The 25,958-nt window shown below is 70.9% G+C and carries 24 protein-coding genes; 10 read left to right on the plus strand and 14 right to left on the minus strand.

The features are described 5' to 3' along the window. Positions 1-144: 144 nt before the first annotated feature. From ACFP2T_RS00590 to ACFP2T_RS00605, 4 genes are all read right to left on the minus strand, one after another. Positions 145-1,572 carry a carbohydrate-binding protein gene (locus ACFP2T_RS00590; RefSeq protein WP_377416107.1) on the minus strand — a complete coding sequence of 476 codons (1,428 nt, stop codon included), beginning with the start codon at positions 1,570-1,572 and terminating at the stop codon, positions 145-147. 44 nt (positions 1,573-1,616) lie between these two features. After that, a complete protein-coding gene (locus ACFP2T_RS00595) occupies positions 1,617-2,456 on the minus strand; it encodes a YidC/Oxa1 family membrane protein insertase (protein ID WP_377416109.1) in 840 nt (279 codons plus the stop codon). A 162-nt stretch (positions 2,457-2,618) separates the two neighbouring features. Then, positions 2,619-2,960: a DUF6412 domain-containing protein gene (locus tag ACFP2T_RS00600; RefSeq protein WP_377416111.1), complete on the minus strand. Its 342-nt coding sequence runs from the start codon at positions 2,958-2,960 to the stop codon at positions 2,619-2,621. A 135-nt stretch (positions 2,961-3,095) separates the two neighbouring features. After that, on the minus strand, positions 3,096-3,320 hold the full coding sequence (locus tag ACFP2T_RS00605) for a hypothetical protein (RefSeq protein WP_377416113.1): 225 nt from the start codon (positions 3,318-3,320) through the stop codon (positions 3,096-3,098). Between the two features lie 256 nt (positions 3,321-3,576). On the opposite strand from ACFP2T_RS00605, the gene ACFP2T_RS00610 reads away from it, so the two are divergent. Both ACFP2T_RS00610 and ACFP2T_RS00615 read left to right on the plus strand, forming a co-directional pair. Next, on the plus strand, positions 3,577-4,734 hold the full coding sequence (locus ACFP2T_RS00610; RefSeq protein ID WP_377416115.1) for a carboxylate-amine ligase: 1,158 nt from the start codon (positions 3,577-3,579) through the stop codon (positions 4,732-4,734). Continuing rightward, positions 4,724-6,097, plus strand: coding sequence for an FAD-dependent oxidoreductase (locus ACFP2T_RS00615; protein WP_377416117.1), 1,374 nt, complete (start codon positions 4,724-4,726; stop codon positions 6,095-6,097). Before ACFP2T_RS00610 ends, ACFP2T_RS00615 begins: the two co-directional genes overlap by 11 nt. A 29-nt stretch (positions 6,098-6,126) precedes the next feature. Here the strand turns inward: ACFP2T_RS00615 and ACFP2T_RS00620 are convergent, their stop codons facing one another. Then, a complete protein-coding gene (locus tag ACFP2T_RS00620) occupies positions 6,127-6,966 on the minus strand; it encodes a glycoside hydrolase family 16 protein (protein WP_377416119.1) in 840 nt (279 codons plus the stop codon). 213 nt (positions 6,967-7,179) lie between these two features. Between ACFP2T_RS00620 and ACFP2T_RS00625 the strand changes: the two genes are divergently transcribed. The 3 genes from ACFP2T_RS00625 to ACFP2T_RS00635 all read left to right on the plus strand — a co-directional run bounded on the left by ACFP2T_RS00625 (position 7,180) and on the right by ACFP2T_RS00635 (position 9,231). Beyond that, on the plus strand, positions 7,180-7,539 hold the full coding sequence (locus ACFP2T_RS00625; protein WP_377416121.1) for a GntR family transcriptional regulator: 360 nt from the start codon (positions 7,180-7,182) through the stop codon (positions 7,537-7,539). After that, positions 7,536-8,465, plus strand: coding sequence for an ABC transporter ATP-binding protein (locus ACFP2T_RS00630; protein WP_377416123.1), 930 nt, complete (start codon positions 7,536-7,538; stop codon positions 8,463-8,465). The genes ACFP2T_RS00625 and ACFP2T_RS00630 overlap by 4 nt, the downstream gene beginning before the upstream one ends. A gap of 73 nt (positions 8,466-8,538) precedes the next feature. After that, positions 8,539-9,231, plus strand: a complete 693-nt coding sequence (locus ACFP2T_RS00635; protein WP_377416125.1) for an ABC transporter permease — start codon at positions 8,539-8,541, stop codon at positions 9,229-9,231. Between the two features lie 46 nt (positions 9,232-9,277). Here ACFP2T_RS00635 and ACFP2T_RS00640 read toward each other — a convergent pair whose 3' ends face one another. From ACFP2T_RS00640 to ACFP2T_RS00655, 4 genes are all read right to left on the minus strand, one after another. Continuing rightward, entirely contained in the window at positions 9,278-10,123 is an 846-nt protein-coding gene (locus tag ACFP2T_RS00640; RefSeq protein ID WP_377416127.1) for an Fpg/Nei family DNA glycosylase, read from the minus strand. A 48-nt stretch (positions 10,124-10,171) separates the two neighbouring features. Continuing rightward, positions 10,172-10,768 (minus strand): HEAT repeat domain-containing protein, encoded by a 597-nt coding sequence (locus tag ACFP2T_RS00645; RefSeq protein ID WP_377416129.1) that lies wholly within the window; start codon positions 10,766-10,768, stop codon positions 10,172-10,174. A gap of 8 nt (positions 10,769-10,776) precedes the next feature. Then, positions 10,777-12,081 (minus strand): PLL family lectin, encoded by a 1,305-nt coding sequence (locus ACFP2T_RS00650; RefSeq protein WP_377416131.1) that lies wholly within the window; start codon positions 12,079-12,081, stop codon positions 10,777-10,779. Positions 12,082-12,327: 246 nt separating this feature from the next. Next, positions 12,328-12,741, minus strand: a complete 414-nt coding sequence (locus ACFP2T_RS00655) for a VOC family protein (RefSeq protein ID WP_377416133.1) — start codon at positions 12,739-12,741, stop codon at positions 12,328-12,330. Between the two features lie 188 nt (positions 12,742-12,929). On the opposite strand from ACFP2T_RS00655, the gene ACFP2T_RS00660 reads away from it, so the two are divergent. Both ACFP2T_RS00660 and ACFP2T_RS00665 read left to right on the plus strand, forming a co-directional pair. Next, positions 12,930-13,292 (plus strand): hypothetical protein, encoded by a 363-nt coding sequence (locus tag ACFP2T_RS00660; RefSeq protein ID WP_377416135.1) that lies wholly within the window; start codon positions 12,930-12,932, stop codon positions 13,290-13,292. 171 nt (positions 13,293-13,463) lie between these two features. Continuing rightward, positions 13,464-14,603, plus strand: a complete 1,140-nt coding sequence (locus ACFP2T_RS00665; RefSeq protein WP_377417802.1) for an epoxide hydrolase family protein — start codon at positions 13,464-13,466, stop codon at positions 14,601-14,603. Positions 14,604-14,617: 14 nt separating this feature from the next. Here ACFP2T_RS00665 and ACFP2T_RS00670 read toward each other — a convergent pair whose 3' ends face one another. The 3 genes from ACFP2T_RS00670 to ACFP2T_RS00680 form a co-directional block, all read right to left on the minus strand. Then, a complete protein-coding gene (locus ACFP2T_RS00670; protein WP_377416137.1) occupies positions 14,618-16,348 on the minus strand; it encodes an ABC transporter ATP-binding protein in 1,731 nt (576 codons plus the stop codon). Then, on the minus strand, positions 16,345-18,246 hold the full coding sequence (locus tag ACFP2T_RS00675) for an ABC transporter ATP-binding protein (RefSeq protein WP_377416139.1): 1,902 nt from the start codon (positions 18,244-18,246) through the stop codon (positions 16,345-16,347). Before ACFP2T_RS00675 ends, ACFP2T_RS00670 begins: the two co-directional genes overlap by 4 nt. A 73-nt stretch (positions 18,247-18,319) precedes the next feature. Continuing rightward, positions 18,320-18,925 (minus strand): hypothetical protein, encoded by a 606-nt coding sequence (locus ACFP2T_RS00680; RefSeq protein WP_377416141.1) that lies wholly within the window; start codon positions 18,923-18,925, stop codon positions 18,320-18,322. Positions 18,926-19,313: 388 nt separating this feature from the next. Between ACFP2T_RS00680 and ACFP2T_RS00685 the strand changes: the two genes are divergently transcribed. The 3 genes from ACFP2T_RS00685 (at position 19,314) to ACFP2T_RS00695 (ending at position 24,022) form a co-directional block, all read left to right on the plus strand. Further along, the gene (locus ACFP2T_RS00685; protein WP_377416143.1) at positions 19,314-20,939 is read left to right on the plus strand and encodes an ABC-F family ATP-binding cassette domain-containing protein; all 1,626 of its coding nucleotides are present in this window, start codon (positions 19,314-19,316) and stop codon (positions 20,937-20,939) included. A 198-nt stretch (positions 20,940-21,137) separates the two neighbouring features. Then, the gene (locus ACFP2T_RS00690; protein WP_377416145.1) at positions 21,138-23,195 is read left to right on the plus strand and encodes a glycosyl hydrolase family 28-related protein; all 2,058 of its coding nucleotides are present in this window, start codon (positions 21,138-21,140) and stop codon (positions 23,193-23,195) included. A 167-nt stretch (positions 23,196-23,362) separates the two neighbouring features. Next, positions 23,363-24,022, plus strand: coding sequence for a hypothetical protein (locus ACFP2T_RS00695; RefSeq protein ID WP_377416147.1), 660 nt, complete (start codon positions 23,363-23,365; stop codon positions 24,020-24,022). A gap of 18 nt (positions 24,023-24,040) precedes the next feature. Here ACFP2T_RS00695 and ACFP2T_RS00700 read toward each other — a convergent pair whose 3' ends face one another. Together ACFP2T_RS00700 and ACFP2T_RS00705 are read right to left on the minus strand one after the other, a co-directional pair. Continuing rightward, on the minus strand, positions 24,041-24,709 hold the full coding sequence (locus ACFP2T_RS00700; RefSeq protein ID WP_377416149.1) for a response regulator transcription factor: 669 nt from the start codon (positions 24,707-24,709) through the stop codon (positions 24,041-24,043). Beyond that, positions 24,706-25,896, minus strand: coding sequence for a sensor histidine kinase (locus tag ACFP2T_RS00705; RefSeq protein ID WP_377416151.1), 1,191 nt, complete (start codon positions 25,894-25,896; stop codon positions 24,706-24,708). Before ACFP2T_RS00705 ends, ACFP2T_RS00700 begins: the two co-directional genes overlap by 4 nt. Positions 25,897-25,958: the final 62 nt, after the last annotated feature.

Genomic DNA, 25,958 nt, shown 5'->3' on the forward strand with positions numbered 1-25,958 from the left:
CCTCCACCCACCCGGTCGGGCATCCACAGCCATCGACTGTCCGCTAATTATTAGGACTGTTAACTGTTTCCCGCAAGCAAGGAAGGGCCCCTTCTTATCGTTTTCTGTAGAAGAAGGGGCCCTTCTTAACAGTCCTCCGCCACGTCAGCGGCGGAAGGTGAACCAGTTGAGGTTGGCGAAGTCGCTGGGCTGACCGCTGCTGAAGGTCAGGTAGACGGTGCGTACCCCGGTCACCGCCGACACGTTGCCGGGCACCGACTGCCAGCTCTGCCAACCGCCGGTGTTACCGACGGCGAAGCTGCCCAGGACCGGCCCCGTCGGACTGTCCACCCGGACCTGGACCAGGCCGCTCACCCCGCCACCGGCACCCGAGGCGATCCGGGCGACGAAGTCCCGGGGCGGCGTCGAGCCGAAGTCGACCCGGTCGTACCGGGCCCAGTCGCCGTTGGCGAGCCAGCCGATGTTCTGCCCGCCCTCGCTGCACGCCTCGACCCCGACGCCCTGCTGCCCGTTGTAGGCCTCGCCCTGGATCGTCGAGTAGGCGCTCACCGTGCCGCCGGAGGGCGGCGTGGTCGGCGGGGTGGTGGGAGGCGTGGTGGTACCGCCACCCCGGCTCCACACCGCGACGTAGTCGACCAGCATCGGCCGACCGGAGACGGTCGCGGCGGTCGGCGTGGTGCCACCGGCCACCCCGTTCGGGAACGAGCCGCCCATCGCCACGTTCAGCAACAGGAAGTAGCCCGCGTGGCTGGTCATCTGCGACCAGTACGAACCGACCTGGGTCTGGGTCACCGTGTGGTAGTGCTGGCCGTCGACGTACCAGCGCAGTTGCTGGGGGCTGACCGAGGTGTCCCACTCGAAGCGGTAGGTGTGGAAGGCCGACTGGCAGGTCGAGCCGGGACAGGCCCGGTTGGCGCCGATCCCGTTGAACTCGTTGCACGGACCGCCGGGCGCCACCCCGCAGTGCAGCACGCCCCAGACCGAGTTGATCCCGTTGACGTTCTCCATCACGTCGAACTCGCCGATTCCCGGCCAGTTCTGGTAGTTCCCCCGGTACGGCGCGCCCAGCGCCCAGAACGCCGGCCAGTACCCGGCCGCCTCGGCACCGGTGACGTTCGGCATCTGGATCCGGCCCTCGATGGCCAGCACACCGCCGGCCGGGGGCTTGAAGTTGGTCCGGACCGTCTCGATCCGGGACGACGTCCACTGCCCGGACGAGTTGCGGATGGGGGTGATCCGCAGGTTGCCGCCGCCGTCGTGACTCACGTTGGCGGTGCTGTTGGTGTACGTCTGGATCTCTCCGGTGCCCCAGTTCGCCGGACCGCCGGGGTAGCTGGTCCCGGTGTCGATGATCCAGTTCGCGGACGACGGCAGGGTGTTGGCCGCGCCGGTGAAATCGTCGCCCCAGACCAGGGACCAGCCGGGGGCGGTGGGCGGGATGGCCGCACGGGCATTGACAGTGACCATGGCGGACACCGTGGCGAGCAGGGTGAACGCGGCGAGGAGCAGCGTGAGGCGGCGCTTCGCCGTTCGAGCGGGATGGTCCGGTGATGCGAACCCGATGGTGTTCATGGTGGGCCTCTCTGCAGGGGGACGGGGGCCGAGAGAGCGCTCTCTCACGAGTTGTACGTCCCCGACTCCCGCGTGTCAACACCTGTCGATGCCTGGCCTCGGCGCAGCACCACCTGCTCCAGTGCGGTCCAGGCGGTGGTGGTGACCAGATAGAGCACCGCGGCCAGCGGCACCAGCAGGGCCACCAGCACAGTCCCGTACGGCAGCAGCGGCATGATCCGCGCCAGCGCGGCAGCCGCCGGCACCGCACCGGGATCGCCGGGCGCCGCCGAACCGGTCGCCGCCGAACCGGGCGTCGCCGAACCGGGCGCGGTAAACCCCGTCGCCGTCAACCCGGTCGCCGCTCGGCGCATCCGCCGGGAGGTCAGCCAGGCCAGCAGCACGAGCAGGCCGAGCAGTACGCCGAAGAGCGGACCCGCCGCCCCGGCCAGCCCGTCCCCGAGATGCTGGCCGAGCGGCACCCCGAACAGCCGCTCGGCGAGCAGCCCGGCCGCCCCGCCGTCACCGGCATCACCCGGCACGGCGAACAGTCGGTACATGACGAAGAAGAAGGGCCCCTGCGCCAGCGCGGGCAGGCAACCGGCGACCGGCGAGGCACCCGCCTCCCGGTGCAGCGCGACCAACTCGGCACGGAGCCGGTCCGGCCGGTCGCCGTACCGTCGTTGAAGGTCGCGGATCTGGGGCGCGAGTGCGGTACGACGCCGCTCGCCGCGAATCTGCGCCCAGCTCAGTGGCGAGATCAGCAGTCGTACCAGGACCGTGAAGAGCACGATGGCGGCGGCGGTGGCACCGGTACCGGCGACCGGTTGGACGGCCGTCGCGAGTGCCGTGACGACGTGCGCGGCGGCGCCGACGGCGCCGTCGAGTGGTGCGAAGGCAAGCATGCGGGGAACCCCTCGGCTCGATTCCGGGAAGCCGGACGCGTCGATCGACGTCCGGGCGGGACATCCCGCCACCGGGCCGGGTCGCCGGATCGGCGCCGGAGCCCACGGGTGGGCGGGAGGAACGGAATGGAATCGGCCGCGTGGCGGCGGATGGAGACGCCGCTACGCGGCCGAGGGGTGTCCCGACGGAGCTCGCGGCCGGGGTCGGCCGGCGGCGTCGGGGTCGAGCTGACGAGGCATCCGTACCCGGCGGGACCGTTGCCGGAAGGTCACGCCCTGGCGGACCCGGTCGGCGGCGGCTCCCCGGGCCAGCGGCAGCCGGCTGGCGAGCGCGACGAGCAGCAGCGAGGTCACGGCGACCACCGCGGCACCGGCCAGCGACTCGACGCCCGGCCCGGTGGGACCGCCGAACTGGGCCAGCGCGTACGCCCAACCGAGCAGGTACGCCGCCCAGCCGAGCCGGTACGCCCGACCGGACGTCAGCCCCAGCAGGATCCTCGACACGGGGCCCAGGCTAACCAGCCCCGGCAAGGGGCCGCTCTTCCTTCCCCTGGCCGGGGTTCAGCGCCTTCCGTCCCATCGCCAGGGTTCAGCGCCTTTGCCCTCGCCAGGGTTCAGCGCCTTTGCCCTCGCCAGGGTTCAGCGCAGCCGGTCGCCCGGTGACGGCATCGGCACCGCACGTTCCTCCTGCACCCGGATCTCGATCCGGGCCCGGTGTCCGGCCGGATGCCAGATCTCCTCGAACGGTCCCATGACCGAGTCGCCGATACCTCGGCGACGGACCCGGGCGGCAAGCCACATCAAGCCGCCCAGGACTCCGCCGAGTGCGGTCACACCGACGAGGAACGCCAGGAAACCCTCCACCCGGTCGAGGCTACGCGCGACACCAGGGCAACACGACACACTCTCGGTCACCATGAGTTCACCGTCAGCCAGGATGCGTGGCGGGCGGGGGCCCAGCAAGGTACGGCGGGCGGGAACCACCAAGCTGCGCAGCCGGCGCCGGACCCGATGGCACGATTGGTGCTCATAGGTGTTTCCGGGCATCCGGCCCGGGGGTAATGACCCTCCGAGGTCGCCGGAAGCGATGCGGCCACGAGACGGACGGGCGGTGAGGGCGATGGGCAGCGGACTAGCCGCGCCGATTGACCCGACGGTGCACGCCGGAACGGATCAGCTCACGGTCGGCGTCGAGGAGGAGTTCCTGCTCGTCGACCCGGTGACCGGAGCCGCGGCGCCGGCGGTCGAGGCCGTGATGGCCGAGGTGCCGGACGAGTTGCGCGGACAGGTGCAGCACGAGTTCCAGACCAGTCAGATCGAGATCGGCACCCCACCCGGACTGGAGCTGAGCGCCCTGCGACACTCGCTGGGGCTGCTCCGTACCGGTCTGGCCGACGCCGCCGAGGCGGCCGGCGTACGGCTGGTCGCGATCGGCACCGGTCCGGCCGAGGGTCCGATACCGCCGGTGGTGGACAACCCCCGGTTCCACCGGATGATCGAGCGGTTCGGGTTGGTCGTACCCTCGCCGGGCGTCAACGGCATGCACATCCACGTCGGCGTCCCCGAACCGGAGATCGCGGTGCAGGTACTCAACCATCTGCGCCCCGCGCTGCCGATCCTGCACGCGGCCACCGCGAACTCGCCGTTCTACGAGGGCCGGGACACCGGGTACGCGAGCTGGCGGTCCGTGCTCTGGGAGCGCTGGCCGTCGGTGGAGCCGACGCCGTGGCTGGAGTCGTACCGGCACTACGAGGGGTTCGTCGACGAGCTGATCGGCACCGGCATGCTGCTCGACGAGGGCATGCTCTACTGGTACGCCCGACTGTCGTCGCACTACCCGACCGTGGAGATCCGGATCGGTGACGTCTGCCCCAGCCTGGACGACACGATTCTGATCGCCTCGCTGGTGCGGGCCCTGGTCGACACCGCGCTGACCGACATCTCCAGAGGGCTGCCCGCGCCCCGGGTGCCGCACCACATGCTGGCGGCGGCGCACTGGCGGGCGGCGCACGACGGCTTGGAAGGAATGGCCGTCGATCTGGTCGGCGGTGGGCTCCGGCCCGCCTGGCACGTGATGCGCCGGCTCGTCCAGCGGGTCCGCCCCGCCCTGGAGCGGCATGGCGACCTCTCCCTGGTCAACGCGCTGCTGAGCCGATTGCAGGCGCACGGTACCGGCGCCGCCCGTCAGCGGGCCGCGTACGCGCGGCGAGGGGAGATCTCGGACGTGCTCGACGATCTCGTCCAGTGGACCCGGGGCAGCGTCGGCCATGGCGGCTGAGCGCCTGGTGGTGATCGGCGGTGACGCGGCCGGGATGTCGGCCGCGTCGCAGGCCCGCCGCCGTCGGGACGCCACGGACCTGGAAATCGTGGCCTTCGAACGCGGGCACTTCACGTCGTACGGGGCCTGTGGGATCCCGTACTGGGTGGGTGGGCTGGTCGAGGACGAGGAACAGCTGATCAGCCGGGATCCTGAGACGTTCCGGAACAAGTACCAGGTCGACGTCCGGCTCCGGCACGAGGTGACCTCGATCGATCTGGATCGGCGCGAGGTGGTCGCCCGGGATCTGGAGAACGGCGGCACCGAGGTCCGCGAGCGCTTCGACCAGCTCATGTACGCCGCCGGAGCCGTACCCGTGACTCCGGACTGGGCCCGGACCGACGCCGACGGGGTGTTCGGGGTGCAGACCCTCGACGACGGCGCCGCGCTGCTGGCCTGGCTGGACGCGGATCCCCGGCCCGAGCGGGCGGTGGTGGTCGGCGGCGGCTACATCGGCGTCGAGATGGCCGAGGCGATGATCCAGCGCGGCCTGTCGGTCAGCCTGGTCGAGCGGAGCCCCGAGCCGATGTCCACGGTGGACCCGGACATGGGCGCGCTGGTCCGCAAGGCGCTCTGCGGGTTGGGCCTGGACGTCCGCAGCGGAGTCAGCGTCACCGGGCTGGAGACCAGGAACGGCCGGGTCAGCGCGGTGGTCACCGAGGACGGGACCCTGCCGGCCGACGTCGTGGTGCTGGGTCTCGGGGTACGCCCCAACACCGCGCTCGCCGCCGAGGCCGGGCTGCCGATCGGGCCGACCGGTGGAATCCGGGTCGACCTGCGGATGCGGGTGGTCGACGTGCCCGGGGTGTGGGCGGCGGGCGACTGCGTCGAGTCGGTGCACCGGGTCTCCGGACAGCCGGTGTACGTGCCGCTCGGCACCCACGCCAACAAGCAGGGCCGGGTTGCCGGCATCAACATCGGCGGCGGTTACGCCACCTTCGCCGGTGTGGTCGGCACCGCCGTCACCCGGGTGTGCGAGCTGGAGGTGGGGCGTACCGGCCTCCGTGAGGCCGAGGCGACCGCCGCCGGTTTCGAGTTCGTCAGCGTACGGGTGGAGTCGACGAACCGGGCCGGCTACTACCCCGGCGCCAGACCGATGACGGTGAAACTGATCGCCGAGCGGCGTTCCGGGCGGCTGCTCGGCGCCCAGATCGTCGGCTGGTCCGAGGCGGCGAAGCGGATCGACGTACTCGCCGTGGCGCTGTGGAACCGGATGACGGTGGACGAGATGGCCGGACTCGACCTCGGCTATGCGCCGCCGTACGCCCCGGTCTGGGATCCGGTGCTGGTCGCGGCCCGCAAGGCGGTCGACGCCATCCGCTGAACCGCTGGCCGGGCCCGGTCCTCGGACGGTCAGTTCCGGGTGCGTCCGATGTAGACGTTGCGGGCCCGGTAGAACGTGTCGGCGCTCGGCCCGGGACTACCCGCCGAGCCCTCCATCTGCAGGTTGATGATGACCCACATCGGCTTGCCGACGAAGCCGGCCGCCCGGTGCTGCGCCCGCCACTGCCCGTCGAGGTAGTAGTGGATGTCCACATCGGTGGCGTTGACCTTGGCCATCCAGACCCGGTACTCGTGCCAACTGCCCGGCGACGAGACGTTCACGATCGTGCTCGACACGTCGGACGAGGTGCGGAACGTGTTGAACCAGTTCCGGCTGTCGCCCTTGTACTCCAGGATGTCGCTCTCCGGCGGCCAACTCCAGGCACCGGTCAGCCAGAACGCCGGCCAGGTGCCCCGGGCCGACGGCGCCTGGAACTCCCCGCGTACCTCGTAGTTGGGGAACTGGTCGTTGACCAGGATCTGGTCCTTGGCGTGGATCGCGCCCGAGTGGTACCGGATCGGCAGGTACGGGGAACTGCTGCTGGTCCCCTCGTCCCAGGTGATCCGGGTGGCCTTGAGGTTGAGTTGACCGGCCGGCGAGAGGTAGACGTGGTTGTTGTCGGTGGCGCTGCCGTACATCCGGGCGCTGCCGTTGTGGTCCGAGCCCCACGGGTAGCGGAAGTTCCACTCGGCCATCAGCGCGTTCCGGTCCTGGAACGAGGCCCCGTCCACCAGCGTCTCCCAGGCGGCCGCCTCGGCGGGGTCGGGCGGTCCGGCCACGAGCAGCCCGGCCGTGGCCACCAGTACCGGTAGCAGCCCGAACGCCAGCCGTCGTCGTACGCCCATCTCGACCACCTCCGGATTCGTCATGCCCGGTCGGTGGGGTTCCGGGTACGACATCAAATAGATGACCTTCACTATATATCGTGACCGCTCCGGATCGGGGACCCGACGGCAACCCTCCCCAGGCTTGACAAAGAGCCACACCGGTTGGATGGTTAGCTACATGAGTAATCAACCCACGAAGCTTGGGCCGGTCGGCGATATACCCCGGGCCCGGCCGTCGGCGGGCGGGGCTGCGTGATGGAGGACGGGCGGCCGATCTTCCTCCAGATCGCGGAGCTGATCGAAAACTCGATCATCGACGGCACGCTCGCCGAGGAGGGCCAGGTGCCCTCGACCAACGAGTTGGCGGCGTTCCACCGGATCAATCCGGCCACTGCGGGCAAGGGCGTCAACCAGCTGGTGGACGACGGAATTCTCTACAAGAAGCGAGGTATCGGGATGTTCGTCGCCACCGGCGCCCGCGCGAAGCTGCGGGACCGCCGTCGCGAGGAGTTCGCCCAGCAGTTCCTGCACCCACTGCTCACCGAGGCGAGCAAGCTCGGCATCGACGCCGACGACCTCAAGCGGATGATCGATCGATGGGAGCAGGGGCGATGAGCATGGTGGTGAGCGCGCAGGGCATCACCAAGCGGTTCCGGGACGTGACCGCCCTGGACCAGATCAGCTTCTCCCTGGAGGAGAACAAGATCCACGGGCTGCTCGGCCGGAACGGGGCCGGCAAGACGACCCTGATGCAGATCATGACCGGCCACGGATTCGCGACCTCCGGGAAGATGACGATCTTCGGTCAGTCGCCGTACGAGAACACGACCGTGATGTCCCGGGTCTGCTTCATCAAGGAGGGCCAGACCTATCCGCAGCATTTCAAGGTCCGGCACGCGCTGGAGTCGGCCCGGCTGCTCTTTCCCGACTGGGACGAGGAGTTCGCGCAGGCCCTGCTGGCGGACTTCCGGCTACCGCTCGGGCGGCACATCCGGAAGCTGTCCCGGGGCATGCACTCCATGCTCGGCATCATCATCGGACTCGCCTCCCGGGCCCCGCTGACCCTCTTCGACGAGCCGTACCTGGGCCTCGACGCCGTCGCCCGGCACCTCTTCTACGACCACCTGCTCACCGACTACGCCGAGCACCCCCGCACGGTCGTCCTCTCCACCCACCTCATCGACGAGGTCGGCGAACTGATCGAGCACGTACTCCTGCTCGACCAGGGGCGGGTGCTGCTCGACACCACCGCCGAGGCACTGCGCGGCCAGGTGGTCACCGTCGCCGGGCCGGTCACGGCCGTCGACGAGATCGCCGCGAACAACGAGGAACTGCACCGCGAGAGCCTGGGCCGGTACGCCCGCGCGACCCTGCGCGGCACCTTCGGCCCGACCGAGCGGGCCCAGGCGAAGGGGCTCGGACTCGACGTCGAGGCGGTCTCCCTGCAGGACATCGTCATCCGGCTCACCACCGCGCAGGCGAAGGCCGGCGGCACGACCAGCGGCAGCGCCGCCAGCTTCCGGAAGGAGTCCGTCCGATGAGCGGACGCAGCGAGCGAATCAGTCGGCCAGGTCCTGAAGCCCGGAACACCGACGAGCGAACCGAGGAGGGGGCATGAGTCGTCTACTTCCCGTGATCCGGGTCCAGCTCGTCGGCTGGCCGAACACGCTGGGCTTTCCCTGGCTGCTGCTCACCCTCATCTTCGGGATCAACTACGCCCTCTTCCTGGCCCTCGGGGAGGTCGAGGACAGTCCCAAGACCGGCGCGGTGCTCTCGATCTACATCGTGATGTTCATTGCCTCCATCAACTCGATCACCCAGCTCTTCCCGTTCACGATGGCGCTGAGCGTGATCCGCCGGACCTTCTACCTGGCGGTCTCGTTGCTACTGCTCGTCGAGTCGGTGGTCTTCGGCACCGCTCTCTACCTCTGCTCGCTGCTCGAGGACGCCACCGACGGCTGGGGACTGGGCCTCCAGTTCTTCGGCCTCGGCTTCCTCGACCAGGACAACCCGCTGTTGCAGATCCTGGTCTACACGGTGCCGTTCATCGCGCTGGGTTTCCTGGGGATCTTCATCGCCGTCTTCTACAAGCGTTTCGGGATGACCGGGATGTACGTCCTGGTCATCTGCAAACTCCTGGTACTGGCCGCGCTCGCCCTCCTGGCGACCTGGCTGGACCTGTGGAGCGGCATCGGACGATGGCTGGGTGACCAGCCGACCGCGGCCTGGCTCGCCGGCTGGCCAGCCCTACTCGCGGCACTCCTGGCCAGCGCCGGTTACCTCGCCATCCGCCGGGTAACCCCGTGAAGGAAGGGCCCCTTCTTATCGTTTTCTGTAGAAGAAGGGGCCCCTCTTAACGCTTCTGACGCTTGGGGCGGGAGCGGGCCCGTCGGGCGGGTTGGCAGGTGGGGCACCAGTAGGAGTTCCGACCGGCGAGATCGGCGCGGAGGATTCCGGCGCCGCAGACGTGGCAGGGCTGGGCGGCCCGGCGGTAGACGTACACCTCGCCGCCGTGCCGGTCGATCCGGGGCGGCCGGCCCATCGCCTCCGGCAGGTGCCGGTCGTACACGGTGTCGATCTGGCCGGTGCCGACGGCCGTACCCATCAGCTCGACGAGATCGGCCCAGATCTTCCGCCAGCCCTCGGGGCTCAGCTCGCGCCCGGGGGTGGTCGGCCGGAGGCCAGCCCGGAACAGCACCTCGGTCACGAAGATCAGCCCGGTCCCGGCCACGATCGACTGGTCGAGCAGCAACGCGAAGAGCGGGGTGGGGCTGCGCCGGATCCGCGCGTACGCCTCGTCCGGATCGGCATCGGCCCGCAACGGATCCGCGCCCAACCGGGCCTGCAGCGCCTCCACCTCCGGCGGCGACAGCAGCTCGCAGGCGGTCGGGCCGCGCAGGTCGAGCCAATGCAGGTCGGTGGTCAGCCGCAACCGGACCTGGCCGACCGGCGCCGGCGGCTCACCGTCCCCGTCGGCGAACTTCCCATAAAGCCCCAGGTGTACGTGCAGCGCCTGCCCGCCGTCGTAATGGTGCAGCAGGTGCTTGCCGTACGCCTCCGTCCGGTCCAGCACCGCACCGGAGAGCAGCGCGGCACCCTCGGCGAATCTGCCCTGCGGGCTGCTGGCGAGCACCTTCTCGCCAGCGAACATCGCCTGGTGGCGTGCTGCCAACCGGTAGATGGTGTGACCCTCGGGCATGGTTGCCAAGCATAGACAGCGGCGGTCGAACCGCGACCGACCCGGCGGTCAGTGGTCGGAGTCGTCCCCCGGGCCACCGCCGGCGGACTCACCCGGCATCAGCCCGTCGCCCGGGCCGGAACGTCCGGGAGACTCGCCCGGCATCAGCCCGGACGACTGGACCGGGGCATCGCCCGGCTCGGCCTCACCGGGCATCAGCCCGCCCACCGGCGGCAGCGCGGACGGCGCCTCCGACGGCACGTCCGTGGCCTCCTCCGGCGCCTCCGCGAGGCGCCGGCTCAGCGCCTCCGACGGTTCCGGGGGTACGGACGACCGGGCCAGCCTGCGGACCCCGACGTCCTCGTCGTCCACGAGGTTCAACAGGACCTCGCTCGCGCCGGGCGCGGTGAGGTTCCGGGCTGCCGCGGCGGCGGCCACCCGGACGACCGGGCTCGGGTGCTCGGCGGCGGCACTGACCACCGCCCGCGCCCGCTCCGCATCGATCAGACTCGCCAGGTAGGCAGCCTTGGACGCGAGCATCTCGTCCTCGCCCCGGACGAGTTCCTCCAGGTGCGGTACGGCCTCCTGACCGAGCTGGGCAGCCGCCGGGTAGTTGGGCTCCTCCGGGTCGAGCGCTGCCCTGACGCGCTCCATCGACACGCTCATCACCCCTCCTAGAGGTCCTGGCTCAGCGCGCTGTCGCGCATGGTGTTGATCTCGCTCTGCACAAGGTCGGGAGGGGGGTTGGTGATGTTGGCCGTGCCGTTGCCGGTCATCAGGCGGTTGTTGTCGTTCACGTGGCGCAGCCCGAGCACGTGGCCCACCTCGTGGCCCAGTGTCCACTGGGTCGCCCCCTGCGCGACGACGGCGCCCGGACGGGCCGCCGGGTGCGCGGCGCAGCCGTTGGACGGTGGCACGGTGGAACGAACGAAGTAGACGACGACATCGTTGACGCCGACGTTGTTCCGGTTGGTGAAGAGCTGGTTCTGCTCGGGTGTCGTCACGCCGACGACACACTGGCCGACGTCCACGTCGTTGAGTGCCGGCAGGTTCAGGTTCTCGGTCGAGGCGAGCGTGACCGCGATGCCGCCGGACGCGTACACCTCACGCATCCGGTCGACCATCGTCGCGAGGGTGATGTTGGGCGCGGTGAGCACCTTCGCGTGCAGCCGGACCGTCGGAACCAGGGCCCACCACCTGTGCCACATCGCGCTGTCGGTGCCCGGGGCGAACACGTCGATCCGGTTCGGTCCCCAGGACACCGCGCCGGGCGAGTTCGTCAGCACGCCGCCGAGGCTCTCCCAGCCGGACCAACCGTTCGAGTACCACTTGTGCCACAACGCATTGTCGGTGCCCCGAGCGAACACGTCGAGGCGACCCGACGCCCACGACGACACCGCCGGCGCGCTGGTGAGCACGCCGCCGAGGCTTTCCCACCCCGACCAACCATTCGAAAACCACTTGTGCCACAACGCGTTGTCGGTCCCCCGGGCGAACACGTCGATCCGACCGTTTCCCCAGGACACCGCCGCCGGCTCGGAGGTGAGTACGCCGCCGAGACTCTCCCACCCCGACCAACCATTCGAGTACCACTTGTGCCACAACGCATTGTCGGTGCCCCGAGCGAACACGTCGAGGCGACCCGACGCCCACGACGACACCGCCGGTCCGCTGGTGAGCACGCCCCCCAGGCTCTCCCACCCCGACCAACCGTTTGCGAACCACTTGTGCCACAACGCGTTGTCCGTGCCCCGCGCGAAGACGTCGATCCGACCGTTTCCCCAGGACACCGCCCCCGGTGCGCTCGTCAGCACCCCACCGAGGCTCTCCCAGTTGGACCAACCGTTTGAATACCACTTGTGCCACAACGCGTTGTCCGTGCCCCGAGCAAACGTGTCGAGACGGCCCGACGCCCAGGACGAAACGGCCGGCGCGCTGGTCAGCACGCCGCCGAGGCTTTCCCACCCCAGCCACGTCATCGGTGCCCCCTTGCTTAGCCCCCCGGCCTGCCCGACCGGAGGAGGCCGACAGCGGATGACGTCACGCTATATTGGCGGGAGTCGATCAAGATTGATTGGTCCCAGATCCGACATGGGTTCTACCCGCTGACCAGCCACGTTGTGACCCGTTCGGCCGGGGCGCCACCGGCGCCGGACAGGCTCGGACCGCCAGGTCGAGGTGTCGACCCGGGGTACGAGTGGAATCGCGTCCCGCAGACCAGCGGGTCAGCTCTGCGGCTGGGCGATGTTGACCATCCAGGGAACGCCGAAGCGATCGGTACAGGCCCCGAACTCGTCGCCCCACATCTGCCGCTCCAGCGGAACCGTCACGACCCCACCATCGGACAGCGCCGACCAGTAGCCGCGCAGCTCGTCGACGTCGTCCCCGCTCAGGCTCACCGTGATGGTGTTGCCCGGGTCGTACTCCATGCCGGGTGGCGTGTCGGCGCCCATCAGCGTGAACCCGCTGTCGGTTTCGAGCATGGCGTGCATGATCTTGTCCGCCTCGGCCGAGCCCTCGGCGCCGAACTCGCCGAACGTGTTGAGGGCCAGGCTTCCGCCGAAGACGCGCTGGTAGAACTCCATGGCCTGCCGCGCGTTGCCACCGAAGCTGATGTACGGGTTGAGCCGAGTCGGCACCTGGTGCTCCCCTGGTCGCGATCGGGTCGTCCGGTCGATTCGTCCTGTCGAGTCGTCCTCGGGATTAACGAGGCACCCTCGTTCGGGGTTCCCGGCGAGAGTGGGCGAGCGGGTGGATCGGCACGGCCGACGACCTTCAATCGTCAGGGCAACTTGACGTCAGGGTGTCTTGACGGCATGCTGGGGGCATGGCGACGACCCCGGACGACCTGGAAAGACAGTTCACCCTGCTCACGGCGGCGGCCCGGTACGACCAGCTTCGGATGCGGGACGCGCTCGCCCCGCCGACCGAGGAACCGATGGACGGCGACGACCCGGAACGGCGGCCGTTGTCGAAGGAGGAGGCGCTGGAACTCCTCGCCCTCGGCGAGGTGATCATGAGGAAGGCGAGTTACGGCCGGCAACTGACCGTACGGACGGCACGGGCGACCGGCGCCTCCTGGGCACAGATCGGCGCCTCGCTCGCCACCAGCAAGCAGGCGGCCTGGGAGACCCACACCCGTTGGCTCGACGAGCAGGACGCCAACGCGGCCGAGGAGGAGACGCCATGACCGAGCGAAGCGAGGGAATCGGCCAGCTCAGGTTGCCAAGTCATGGTGCCGACGAGCGAAGCGAGGAGACGCCATGACCGAGCGAAGCGAGGGAATCGGCCAGCTCAGGTTGCCAAGTCATGGTGCCGACGAGCGAAGCGAGGAGACGCCATGACCGAGCGAAGCGAGGGAATCGGCCCCTTCCGGCTCGACGTCGCCGACGCCGACCTGGCCGACCTGCGTCGACGGCTGGCGGAGACCAGATGGCCGACCGAGGTCCCCGACCTGCCGTGGCGGCGGGGCGTACCGCTGGCCTACCTGAAGGAGTTGGCGGAGTACTGGCACACCGGCTACGACTGGCGTTGTCAGGAGGCACGGCTGAACGACATCCCCCAGTTCACCACCGTGCTCGACGGCGCGAACGTGCACTTCCTGCACGTACGCTCGCCGGAACCCGACGCCCTGCCGTTGATCGTCACGCACGGCTGGCCGGGCTCCGTGGTGGAGTTCCTCGACGTCATCGGCCCGCTGAGCGACCCGCGCCGACACGGTGGTGACCCAGCCGACGCGTTCCACCTGGTCGTACCCTCCATTCCGGGCTTCGGGCTCTCCGGGCCGCTGCCCGAGGCCGGCTGGGATATCGCCCGGGTCGCCCGGGCCTGGGCCGACCTGATGCACCTGCTCGGCTACCGGCGGTACGGCGCGCAGGGTGGCGACTGGGGCCATGCCATCAGCCGGGAACTCGGCATCACCGACGCCGAGCACGTCGTCGGCGTACACCTCAACACCCTGCTCACGATCCCCTCCGGCGACCCGGCGGAGGCCGCCGCGCTCACCGACGCGGACCGGGCCCGACTCGACCAACTGGTCCGCGCCGAACCGGAGATGTCCGGCTACGCGAAGGTGCAGGGGACCCGGCCACAGACCCTGGCGTACGCCCTGACCGACTCGCCGGTCGGGCAACTCGGCTGGATCGTGGAGAAGTTCAAGGAGTGGACGGACTCGACCGACGCACCGGAGGACGCCGTTCCCCGGGACCTGCTGCTGACCAACGTCATGCTCTACTGGCTGACCCGGACTGCCGGCTCCTCGGCCAACATCTACTACGAGACGTCCCATCCGACCGACGTCGCACCGCCGCGCCGGTTGACGGTTCCCACCGGGGTCGCCGTGTTCGGCCACGACGTCGCGGCACCGGTCCGCCGGCTCGCCGAACGCGACAACAACATCGTGCACTGGTCGGAGTTCGATCGCGGCGGGCACTTCGCCGCCATGGAGGAGCCCGACCTGTTCGTCGCCGATCTGCGGACGTTCTTCGGCCGACTGCGCTGAGACCGGACCGACCGTCAGCCGTGCCACGAGTGCCAGAGGGCGGCGTACGCCCCGTTGGCACGGAGTAGCTCGTCGTGGCTGCCGAGTTCGGTGATCCGGCCGTCTTCGAGCACCGCCACCCGGTCCGCGTCGTGCGCGGTGTTCAGCCGGTGCGCGATCGCGATGACCGTCCGCCCGGCGAGCACGCTGCCGAGGGCCTGCTCGGCACGGCGGGCGGTCGTCGGGTCGAGCGCGGCGGTCGCCTCGTCGAGGATCAGGGTGTGCGGGTCGGCGAGGACGAGGCGCGCCAGCGCCAACTGCTGGGCGTCGGCCGGGGACAGGTCACGGGCGCCGTCGCCGAGTTGCGTGTCGAGGCCGTCGGGCAGGTCGTCGTACCAGTCGGCACCAACGGCGGCCAGCGCGGACCGCATCTGCTCGTCGGACGCGGCTGGCGCGGCGAAGGCGAGGTTGTCCCGCACCGAGCCGATGAAGACGTGGTGCTCCTGGGTGACCAGGGCGATCCGGCGGCGACGTTCGGCCGGGTCGAGGTCGGTGACCGGGCAGCCGCCGATGCTCACCTCGCCGCGCTGCGGCGTGTCGATTCCGGCCAGCAGCCGGGCGAGGGTCGACTTCCCGGCGCCGGACGGGCCGACGATGGCGAGCCGTTCACCGGGGCGGACCGCCAGGTCGATCCCGTGCAGCACCTCGGGGCCGTCGGCGTAACCGAACCGCGCGCCCCGGACGACGAGCCGCTGCCCCGGCGGCACGGACACCCGGCCGCGCGGCTCCGGTGGTACCTGGCCGACCCCGAGTACCCGGGCGAACGAGGCGAGGCCGCGCTGCGCCTGCTCCATCCACTGGAGGATCTGGTCCAGCGGACCGATCGCCTGTTGCAGGTAGAGCGCGGCGGCGACCACCTCGCCGAGGGTGACCAGGCCATTGTTGAGGAAGAGACCACCGACGAGCAGCACGGCGGCGATCGGCAGCGCGTAACTCCCCTCCACCACCGGGTAGAAGACCGACCGCAGTGCGAGGGTACGACGTCGGGTGGCCCACACCTGGCCGATCCGTGCGGTGCCGTGTACGACGCGATCCTCACCGAGCCGGAGCGCCTCGACGGTGCGGGCGCCTTCGGCGGTCGTGGTCAACGCCTCGGTCAGCGCTGCGGCCGCCGCACCCTCGGCCAGGTACGCGGTACGGGCCCGCCGTAGGTACCAGCGGGTCACCGCGTAGATCGACGGCAGCCCGGTCAGCGCGACCAGTCCGAGCATCGGATGCAGCAGGAACACCGCCCCGAAGAGCAGCACCAGTTGCGCCGACGCGATCACCACGACCGGAACCACCTCGCGGACCGTGATCCCGACCGTGGTCACGTCGACGGAGCTGCGGGTGGCGAGGTCCCCGGTGCCGGCCCGCTCGACGACCGAGACGGGCAGCGCGAGCGTCCGGCGGACGAACTCCTCGCGCAGTCGGGCGACGGCACGTTCACCGAACCGGTGACCGGCGTACTGGGCGTACCTGCTGAGCAGGCACTGCGCCAGCACGCAGCCGGCGATGGCGAGGGCCAGCCGGTCCACGGTGCCGACCCCGGCACCGGAGCCGACCTCGTCCACGATGGTGCCGAGCAGCCATGGTGCGGCGAGCCCGGTGATCGTGGCCGCGATGTGCAGCACCAGCATGACCGCGACCGCCCGGCGATCCCGGCCGACGAGGTCCAGCGTTGCCCGGCGAATCGCCGGCCGGTCGGCCACCGGAAGCCCGCTCACCGCAGTGATCCCTCGACGTCGAAGGGCTGGTCGAGGCCGGACGGGTCGAGATCGGTCGAGCCGTCGAAGCCGCCGGGTCCGGCCCCCGGGTCGGGCTCGCCCTCCCGGGAGGCCAGTGCGCGGTAACCCGGATCCCGGTCGAGCAGCTGGGCGTGGCTACCGGTGGCGACGATCCGGCCGTCGCGCAGGTGCGCCACCGTGTCGGCGCGGCCGAGCAGCAATGGCGAGGTGGCGAGCACGACGGTGGTCCGCCCGGCACGCGCCGTCCGGATCCGCTCCGCGATCCGCGCTTCGGTGTGCGCGTCCACCGCCGAGGTCGGGTCGACCAGGATCAGCACCTCCGGCTCGGCGAGCAGCGCCCGCGCCAGTCGTACGCGTTGACGTTGGCCGCCGGAGAGCCGGCGGGCCCGGGCGTCGATCGGGGTGTCGAGCCCCTCGGGCAGGGCGTCGGCGACGTCCTCGGCGGAGGCGACCCGCAGCGCCGCCCGGAACTCGTCGTCGCCGAGGCCCTGCCGTACCCGCAGAATCTCCCGCAGCGTTCCGGCGAAGAGGTAGGAGTCGTGGTCGGCGACGAGGATCCGGCTGCGCACCTCGGCGAGCGCGATCCTGGTCAGCGGCACCCCGCCCCAGGTCACGCCGCTGGCGACGAACCGCCCGAGCCGGTCGGCCAGCGCGCTCGCGTCGGCCGGGTCGTCGGCGGCGACGGCGACCAGCCGGCCGTGGCGTACGACCAGTCCGGAGGCGGGATCGCGCAGCTCGGCCGGGCCGGTCGGCGCCGGCCGGTCGCCGGCGGGCCCGCCGGCGTCGTCCACGGTTCGCCCGCGCACCTCGCGCGGAGTCCGTCCGCGCGCGCCGACGGGAGTCGACCCGGCCGCGTCGTCCGGGGTCCGGCCGTCGACGTCGTCCGGGGTCAGGTTGAGCAGGGCGACGATCCGGCGGGCCGCGACCCGCCCCCGGATCATCTGGTAGCTGGCCTCCAGCAGGAACCAGACCGGTACGACGAGGGCCGCCACGTACCCGTAGACGGCGACCAACTGACCGATGGTGATGTCACCGGTCGCGGCCATCCGCGCCGCGACCCAGACCACGGCCGCGAGGAACAGTCCCGGGATGGCGAGGGTCAGCGCGTCGATCCAGCTGTTGACGGCGCCCACCCGGTAGCCCTCGGCCAGCAGGTCCTGGGACCGGGCCGCGTACCGGCGGGCGAAGAGGTCGCGCCCACCGACGCCGGCGAGCACCCGCAGCCCGGCCACGATGTCCCCGGCCCGGGTGGTGAGAACTCCCTGCTGCTGCCGGTAGACGGTTTCGGCGCGCTCCAGCCGGCGGAGCAGCGGCCCGATGACGACCGCGATCACCGGTACGCCCAGCAGCACGCAGAGCGCGAGCAGCGGGGAGATCGACCACAGCACCACCGCCACCACCGAGTACGCGACGACCGCGCCCACTCCCGGTCCGGTCATCGTCAACACGTGCGACGTGTTCCCGATGTCGGAACCACCGACGGTGGCGACCTCGCCGGCGGCGAGCTTGCGCGGCAGCACCGCACCGATCCGGGACAGTTGCCGCAGTAGTACGGCGGCGGAGCGGGCGCTCGCGTCCTCCCGGATGAAGGTCATCGTGCGGTGTCGCAGGATTCCGATCTGGGCCATGGCGATCCCCGCGACGACGATCGCGCCGACCCAGAGCAGCAGGGCACGGTTGTCGCGGCTACGTAGTCCGTCGTCGATGGCCCGGGAGACCAGGTACGGCCGGAGCGACAGCCCGGTCATCCAGGCCGTGCCGACCACGCTGGCGCGCAGTACCCGCCAGGGCTGGCAACGGACCAGCCACCAGATGTACCGCAGCGGTCCTCTCGTGTCCGGAACACCGGGCTGGGGGTGCGGGAGCTGCGGAGGCACGGGCCAAGGCTACCGATCGGCCCGGGACGTACCCACTCATTTGCGTACCCCCGAGCCCTGGCCGGCGGCGGCGCTACGACGTGAAGTGCTGGTCCGCGAAGGCCTTGGCCAGGCGTTCGACGTCCGGGCGACAGGCGTCGGTCGGCGCGCGCTGGGCGAACGTGGCGACGATGTTGCTGTATCGGACGGTGAGCGAGCAGTTGGGCTTCGACCACCAGGCCTCGTCGCCCCAGCCGGTCACGGTGTCGGCCTTGCCGGCCTCGGACTTGGCGAAGGTGGACGCCGCGCTCTTCGCCAGGTTCGCCGGGAAGAGCCGGAGCGAGATGGTCAGTGCCACCGTCCGTCCGGCGAGCATGCCGAGGCAGGCAGCACCGGTCGTCCACTTCTCCGATGCCTTCGGCTCCTGGTCGATCTTGATCATGTTGCCCTGGAAGGTCCCCCGCATCTCCTCGGGCAGCACGTTGCACACGGGAAGCGCCGAGAATGGGCCGGCAGCGGCGGCGGCCGTGGTGGGCGCCGCCGTCGTGGGCGCCGGTCCGGTGGTCGCGGACGGTGCACTCGGGCTGGCGGACGGCGCCTGTTCCGGTTCGTCCGACCCGCCGCACCCGGGCAGGGCGAGACAGGCCAGCACGCCGAGCAGCAGCAGGGACGCGACGGAAGAGCGGGCGGAAGAGCGCATCGTGCCTCCAGGGGAGACGAGATAGCGAGATCCGTCGATCTTAGACCCCGCCGGCCTCCCCCGGTGCGCGGCACCACAACGCCCCCGCTCCGGCGGCGTGCCGCCGGGACACCCAGGGCGAGCCGGCGGCCGGCGACCCGAGCGACCCGAGCGACTATCCGCCGCTTTTCTTGAAGACCTCGACCAGGCTGGTGAAGCTGTCGTCGGCGTGGCCGGGCGCCATGCCGACGACCTGCACCGGCGGCGGCAGGGCGACCGAGCCTGACCGGTTGCCGGCCCCGTTCGGCCCCGGGTACGTTGAAGGGGATGTGAGCCACCGACTTCCTCCGCGCCCGCGTCCGAGGCAGTGCCCGGCGGGCGGAAGAACCAATCCGGTCGGTGGTGTCGCGTGTCCCAGTCAGCCCTGCTCGCCCACGATCTCGTCCGTACGCTGGGCGAACGGCGGGTGCTCGACGGCGTCTCCCTCACCGCCGCTCCCGGTCACCGGATCGGCCTGATCGGCGAGAACGGCGTCGGTAAGTCCACCCTGCTGCGGCTGCTCGCCGGGGCGGACGAGCCCGACACCGGCACCGTCGTCCGCCCTGCCGACCTCGGCTTCCTGCACCAGGAGATGCCGTTCGACACCGCGGCGACGATCGCCGACGTGCTCGACGACGCCCTGCGCGAAGCCCGCGAAGACCTGGCCGAACTCGACCGGCTCAGCCGGGCGCTCACCGACACGCCGGAGGACTCCCCCGGCTATGCCGACCTGCTCGGCGCGTACGGCGAACGGCTCGACCGCGCGCAGGAGCACGCGGCCTGGGACGCCGACCGCCGCGCCGAGGTCGTCCTCGCCGGGCTCGGGCTCGGCCGGCTGCCGCACGGCCGTACCCTCGCGTCGCTGTCCGGTGGGCAGCGCGGCCGACTCGCGCTGGCGGCGCTGTTGATCCGGCGGCCCTCGGCGCTGCTGCTCGACGAGCCCACCAACCATCTCGACGACGCCGCCGCGACCTTCCTGGAGGAGCAGTTACGGAACCTGCCCGGCGTGGTCGTGGTGGCAAGTCACGACCGGGCCTTCCTCGACGCGGTCTGCACGGCCCTGATCGACCTCGATCCGGCGGTGGACGGCCCGATCCGGTACGGCGGCAACTACACCGACTACCAGGCGGAGAAACGGGCCGAGCGGGAGCGCTGGCAGCGACGCTTCGCCGAGGAGCAGGAAGAGATCGCCGAGCTGCGCCGCTCGGTCGGGGTGACCGCGCACCAGGTCGCGCCGGGCCGCGCGCGGCGCGACAACGAGAAGATGGGGTACGGCCACACCAGCGGCCGGGTGCAGAACCAGATCTCGCGGCGGGTCCGCAACGCCGCCCGCCGGCTCGATGAGCTGGAACGCGACCAGGTTCGGAAGCCGCCGGAACCACTGCGGTTCCGGGCTCCCGCCCTCGCCTCCGGATCCGGATCCGGATCCGGATCCGTCGACGGCACCCTGCTGGCGCTGCGGGAGGTACGGGTACCCGGCCGGCTCACCCTCGACCGCCTCGACCTGTCGGCCACCGACCGGCTGCTGGTCACCGGACCGAACGGAGCGGGCAAGTCGACGCTCCTCGCCGTACTGACCGGCCGGCTGGAAGCCTCCGGCGAGGTGCTCCGGCGCCCCGGGCTGACCGTCGGGGTGCTGGCCCAGGACACGGTGTTCGACCGGCCGGACCGTACCGTGCGGGAGACGTACGAGCTGGCGCTGGGCGTCGAGCGTGCGGAGGCCGTACCGCTGCGCTCGCTCGGGCTGATCGCGGCGCCGGATCTGGGCCGGCGGGTCGGGGAGCTGTCGGTCGGCCAGCGTCGCCGGCTGGGCCTGGCGCTGCTGGTGGCGGATCCGCCCGAGCTGCTGCTGCTCGACGAGCCCACCAACCACCTCTCGCCCCGGCTCTCCGACGAACTGGAGGAGGCCCTGGGCACCGGCCCCGGCGCGATCGTGGTCGCCAGCCACGACCGGTGGCTGCGGTCCCGCTGGACGGGAAACGAGATCCGTCTCTGAACCCGCCGAGCCCGACTTCGCGGCGTCCAATGTCGACAATGCACCCGAAATACCGCGACAATCTTCTGCTTGAAGATGAACAGATTTCTGCAATAACATGACGACAGCTCGCTCTGTTTCCTGCTGGTGAACGAAGTGTCACAGAGAGCGTGACCACCCCCGAGAGAGCGTCACCCCCTGAGAGAAACGAGTCGCTCGATGTCACGGAGCATCATCGAAGTTGTGGCGCGGTGGCCCGGGCGGCCGTCGCGCTGGGTCGCGGCGGCGACCCTGATAGGTCTGAGCATTGTGGCCGGTGGCGCCGGCCCCGCCCAGGCGATCCGGGGCGGCCACGCCGGTTCGGCCCCGGTGGTGACCCGCGCCGGCCTCGACCCGGCGCTCGTCGCGGGCCGGGGCGCCAGCGTCGACTTCCTCGAACAGGAGGCGGAGAACGCCCGGACCAACGGCACCGTTCTCGGCCCCGACCGATCCGCCTACACGCTCCCGGCCGAGGCCTCCGGCCGCCGGGCGGTCAAGCTGACCCCTGGCCAGTACGTCGAGTTCACCCTGCCGAATGCGGCCAACGCGATCACCGTCCGGTACAGCATCCCGGACGCGCCGAACGGAGGCGGCATCACCGCGCCACTCGACGTGACGGTGAACGGGGGTGCGCGCCAGACGATGACGCTCACCTCGCAGTATGCCTGGCTCTACAACCAGTACCCGTTCACCAACGACCCGAACGCCGGCCTGCTGCATCCGGACTGGTGGATCACCGAGTGTGCCTGCGTACCCGCCGCCACCACGCCGACTCCGACGATCACGAAGCCGTTCCGGCCCATGCACTTCTACGACGAGCAGCGGCTCCGGCTGAGCCGGACGTACCGGGCGGGTGACAGGGTGCGGCTCACCGCGCCGGCCGGCAGCAACGCCGACTGGACCGTGATCGACCTGCTCGACTCGGAACTCGTCGGCCCGCCCCGGGTCCGGCTGCTCGCCGCGAACGTGCTGGCGTTCGGGGCCGACCCAACCGGGCGGCGCGACTCCGCCGACGCGATCGACCGGGCGATCGCCTTCGCACAGCGCACCCGGCTGAAGGTCTATCTTCCGCCGGGCACGTACCAGGTGAACCGGCACATCGTCGTCGACGACGTCACCATCGAGGGTGCCGGCAACTGGTACACCACCGTCAAGGGCCACCAGGTCGCCCTCGATCCGCCGGCCCCGGACGGCTCGGTGCACACCGGCGTCGGCTTCTACGGCAAGCCCGCGGCGGAGGGCGGCAGCCGCAACGTCCACCTGTCCGGCTTCGCGATCTCCGGCGACGTACGCGAGCGGATCGACACCGACCAGGTGAACGGGATCGGCGGTGCGATGAGCCATTCGACCATCGACAGCCTCTACATCCGGCACACCAAGGTCGGCATCTGGTTCGACGGTCCGATGACGAACGCCAAGGTCACCAACAACATCATCGTCGACCAGATCGCCGACGCGCTCAACTTCCACACCGGCGTCACGAAGTCGGTGGTCCGGAACAACTTCGTCCGGAACACCGGCGACGACGGCCTCGCGATGTGGTCCGAGAAGACCGCGAACGCCGGCAACACCTTCGACCACAACACCGTCCAGACCCCGACCCTCGCCAACGGCATCGCCATCTACGGCGGCGCCGACAACACGGTCTCGAACAACCTCGTCGCCGATCCGGTCCGGGAGGGCAGCGGCATCCAGGTCGGATCCCGGTTCGGCGCCGAACCGTTCACCGGGCAACTGCGGATCAGCAACAACACCGTGGTCCGGGCCGGGACGTACGAGCTGAACTGGAACATCGGCCTCGGCGCCATCTGGATCTACGCGCTGGAAAAGGACATCGACGCGGACATCCGGGTGACGGGCGACCACTACCTCGACAGCACCTACAACGCGATCATGCTGGTCAGCGAGTGGTCGGTGAAGGACCTGTACTCGATCGACGGGGTCAGCTTCGAGGACATCCGGGTCGACGGCACCGGTACCTCGGTGGTCAGCGCCCGGGCCTCCGGGTCCGCCTCCTTCGAAAACGTCGACGCCCGGAACGTCGGCGCGGTCGGAGTCAACAACTGCGGGTCGTTCAACTTCCCATCGACCGGCTCCGAGTTCTCCCTCACCGATCTCGGCGGGAACGACGGAGGCGGGACCACCGGGCCCTGGCTCGCGCCGTGGCTGCTGCCGAACACCATCACCTGCGACGACCGTCCGCCGGTCGTTCCGCCGCCACCGCCGTCCACCTGGTGACACCGCACTGACCGCCGTGGGCGGGTGGCCGGTTCCCGCGTACCGGACACCCGCCCACGCCTCCGCGTCGCCGCCGGGCCCGGGGCCGGCGTAGCTTGGTGGTCGTCTTTGTCGACCGCCCGCGCCGACCGCGACCCGGGCCCGTGCCCCTCCGGAGGGTGGACGCGATGATCATCTCCGCGCGGTTCAACGGGCCGCCCGGCTCGGGCAACGGCGGCTACTCCGCCGGCATCTTCGCCCACGGCGACCGGTGCGAGGTCACGCTCCGGACGCCGCCGCCGCTGGAGACCCCGCTGTCCCTGCTCGACTGCCAGGTCCGCACCCCGGACGGCACCGTCGTGGCCGAGGTCGCACCGGCCCCGGAGATCGACACGGTGGTCCCGCCGATCGGGTACGCCGACGCCGTCAGCGCCGCCACCGGGTACGCCGGGTTCGCCGACCATCCCTTTCCGACCTGCTACGTCTGCGGGCCCGACCGGGCCGAGGGCGACGGGCTACGCATCTTCCCCGGTCGGGTGCCGGACGGCAGCACCGCCGCCCCGTGGACCGTTCCGGCCGACGTCTCCACCGAACTGGTCTGGGCCGCGCTGGACTGCCCCGGCGGTTGGGCGATGATCGGCCCCGTCCGGCCGTACGTGCTGGGTCGGATCGCCGTACAGGTGGACCGGCTGCCCGCTCCCGGCGATCGGTGCGTGGTACGCGGTGCCCTGACCGCGACCGAGGGTCGAAAGGCCCTCGTGCACAGCACTCTGTACGGCCCGGACGGCACCGAACTGGCCCGCGCCCGCGCCACCTGGATCGCGTTGAACGGTGCGGTCCCGGCCTAGCCGGTCAACGGTCCCGGCCTAGCCGGTCAGATCGGCGACCCGGTAACCCACACCCGGCCTGGTGGCGATGATCGCAGGGCTGCCGAGTTTGCGTCGCAGCCGCCCGATGGTCACCGCGACGGTGTTGGTGAACGGGTCCGCGTTCTCGTCCCAGACCTGTTCGAGGAGATCCTCGGTGCTGAGGAAGGCGGGGCTGGCCCGGAGGAGGGCTTCGAGGAGCGCGAACTCCTTGACCGACAGGTCGAGCTGCCGGTCGTCGCGGGTGGCCGTCCGGCGTACGGGGTCGAGTTCGATGCCGGCCACGTGCAGTCTCCGGGCTCGGGCGGAGGGTCGTCGGCGGGCCAGCGCGCGGATCCGGAGCACCAGTTCGGGGAAGTGGAAGGGCTTGCCGAGATAGTCGTCGGCTCCGAGGCTGAGGCCCCTGACCCGGTCTCCCGGAGAGTCGGCCGCGGTCAGCATCAGGACCATTGGCCGGTCGTCCCGTTCGGTGACCATCTGACAGAGGGTGTCGCCGTGGATTCCGGGCAGGTCACGGTCGAGGACGACCACCTCGTAGGCGTTGACGTCGAGTTTGACGGCGGCGGCCAGGCCGTCGTGGGCGACATCCACGGCCATGCCCTGGTCCCGCAGCCCTTCGGCGAGGATATCGGCGAGCGAGCGGGCATCCTCGACGACCAGGATCCTCATGGGGCGACGCCGTGCGGTGCGGACGTCGACGGTAGTGCGATGGTGACGCGCAGGCCGCCCTCGGGCCGGGCGTGCAGGTCCAGACGGCCGCCGTGCGCGCCGACGATGGCGGTGACGATCGACAGGCCGAGGCCGGAGCCGGTCTCCGAGCCGGTCCGGTCGGGAGCGAGTCGCCGGAAGGGCTGGGCGAGTTGGGCGATGTGCGCGGGGTCGAGGATCGGACCGCCCGTCTCCACGACGAGCTGCGCCGAGGCGGCCTCCGCCCTGGTCGACACCCGGATCCAGCCGCCGTCCTGGTTGTGGATGACCGCGTTGTCGATCACGTTGTCCGCCATCCGGGACAGCAGGGCGGGGCTGCCCCGGGTCCAGGCGGTGTCGGAAAGGCCCTCGTCGTCCAGGGTCAGGGACCTCGCCGCGATGGCGGCGGCGCGGGCGGACACGGACTGCGACACCAGGTCACCGAGCGATACCGGAGCGCCGTCCGCGAGCGCGCCGTGCTGCGCGCGGGCGAGTACGAGGAAACCCTCCAGCAGGTGGTCGACCCGGTCGAGTTCGGTACGGAGCCGGTCCGCCAGCACGGTCGTCTGCGGTGGCGCCGGCTGGGGCTTGGCCACGGCGACGTCCAGCGCCGCCCGCATGGTCGCCAGCGGCGTCCGCAGTTCGTGGGAGGCGTTGGCGATGAACCGGCGCTGCGCCGCGAAGGATGCCTCCAGGCGTTCCAGCAGCCCGTCGATGGTGTCCGCCAGATCCTTCACCTCGTCGGCGGGTCCCGGCACCGCCAGCCGCTCGTGCAGGTTCTCGGCGGAGATCCGCCGGGTCGCGGCGGTGATGGTCCGCAGCGGGCGCAGCACCCGGCCGGCGACGGCCTTGCCCAGCAGCACCGAGGCCACCGCCATCACGGCGAGCGCGATCAGCGAGCCCATCAGCAGCTGGCGCGATTGTGTCGCGTCGATCCTCGCGAGCTGTGCTTCGAGCTGGTGTACGCGCTGCTGGGCGGCCGCGAGGCTGGACTGCTCGGCGGGAGGATTCTGCCCGGGCGCGGCCCGGGTCACCTGAATCCCACCGCCGAGCAGGTTGGTGATGGCCAGCAGGCCGAATCCGGATACCAGGAACAGGGCGGCATACAGGATGGTGAACCGCAGCCGTACGGTCCTTCCGGGTAGCGCCAGAGGTCGCAGCTTGCCCATTCGTCCTCTCCCCTCGTCGTGCCGCCCCCAAGGATGCCGCGCCGGGCCTAACAGCGGCATGA

Origin of the sequence: Plantactinospora solaniradicis (genome assembly GCF_042658085.1) — a bacterium.
GTDB lineage: Bacteria > Actinomycetota > Actinomycetes > Mycobacteriales > Micromonosporaceae > Plantactinospora > Plantactinospora solaniradicis.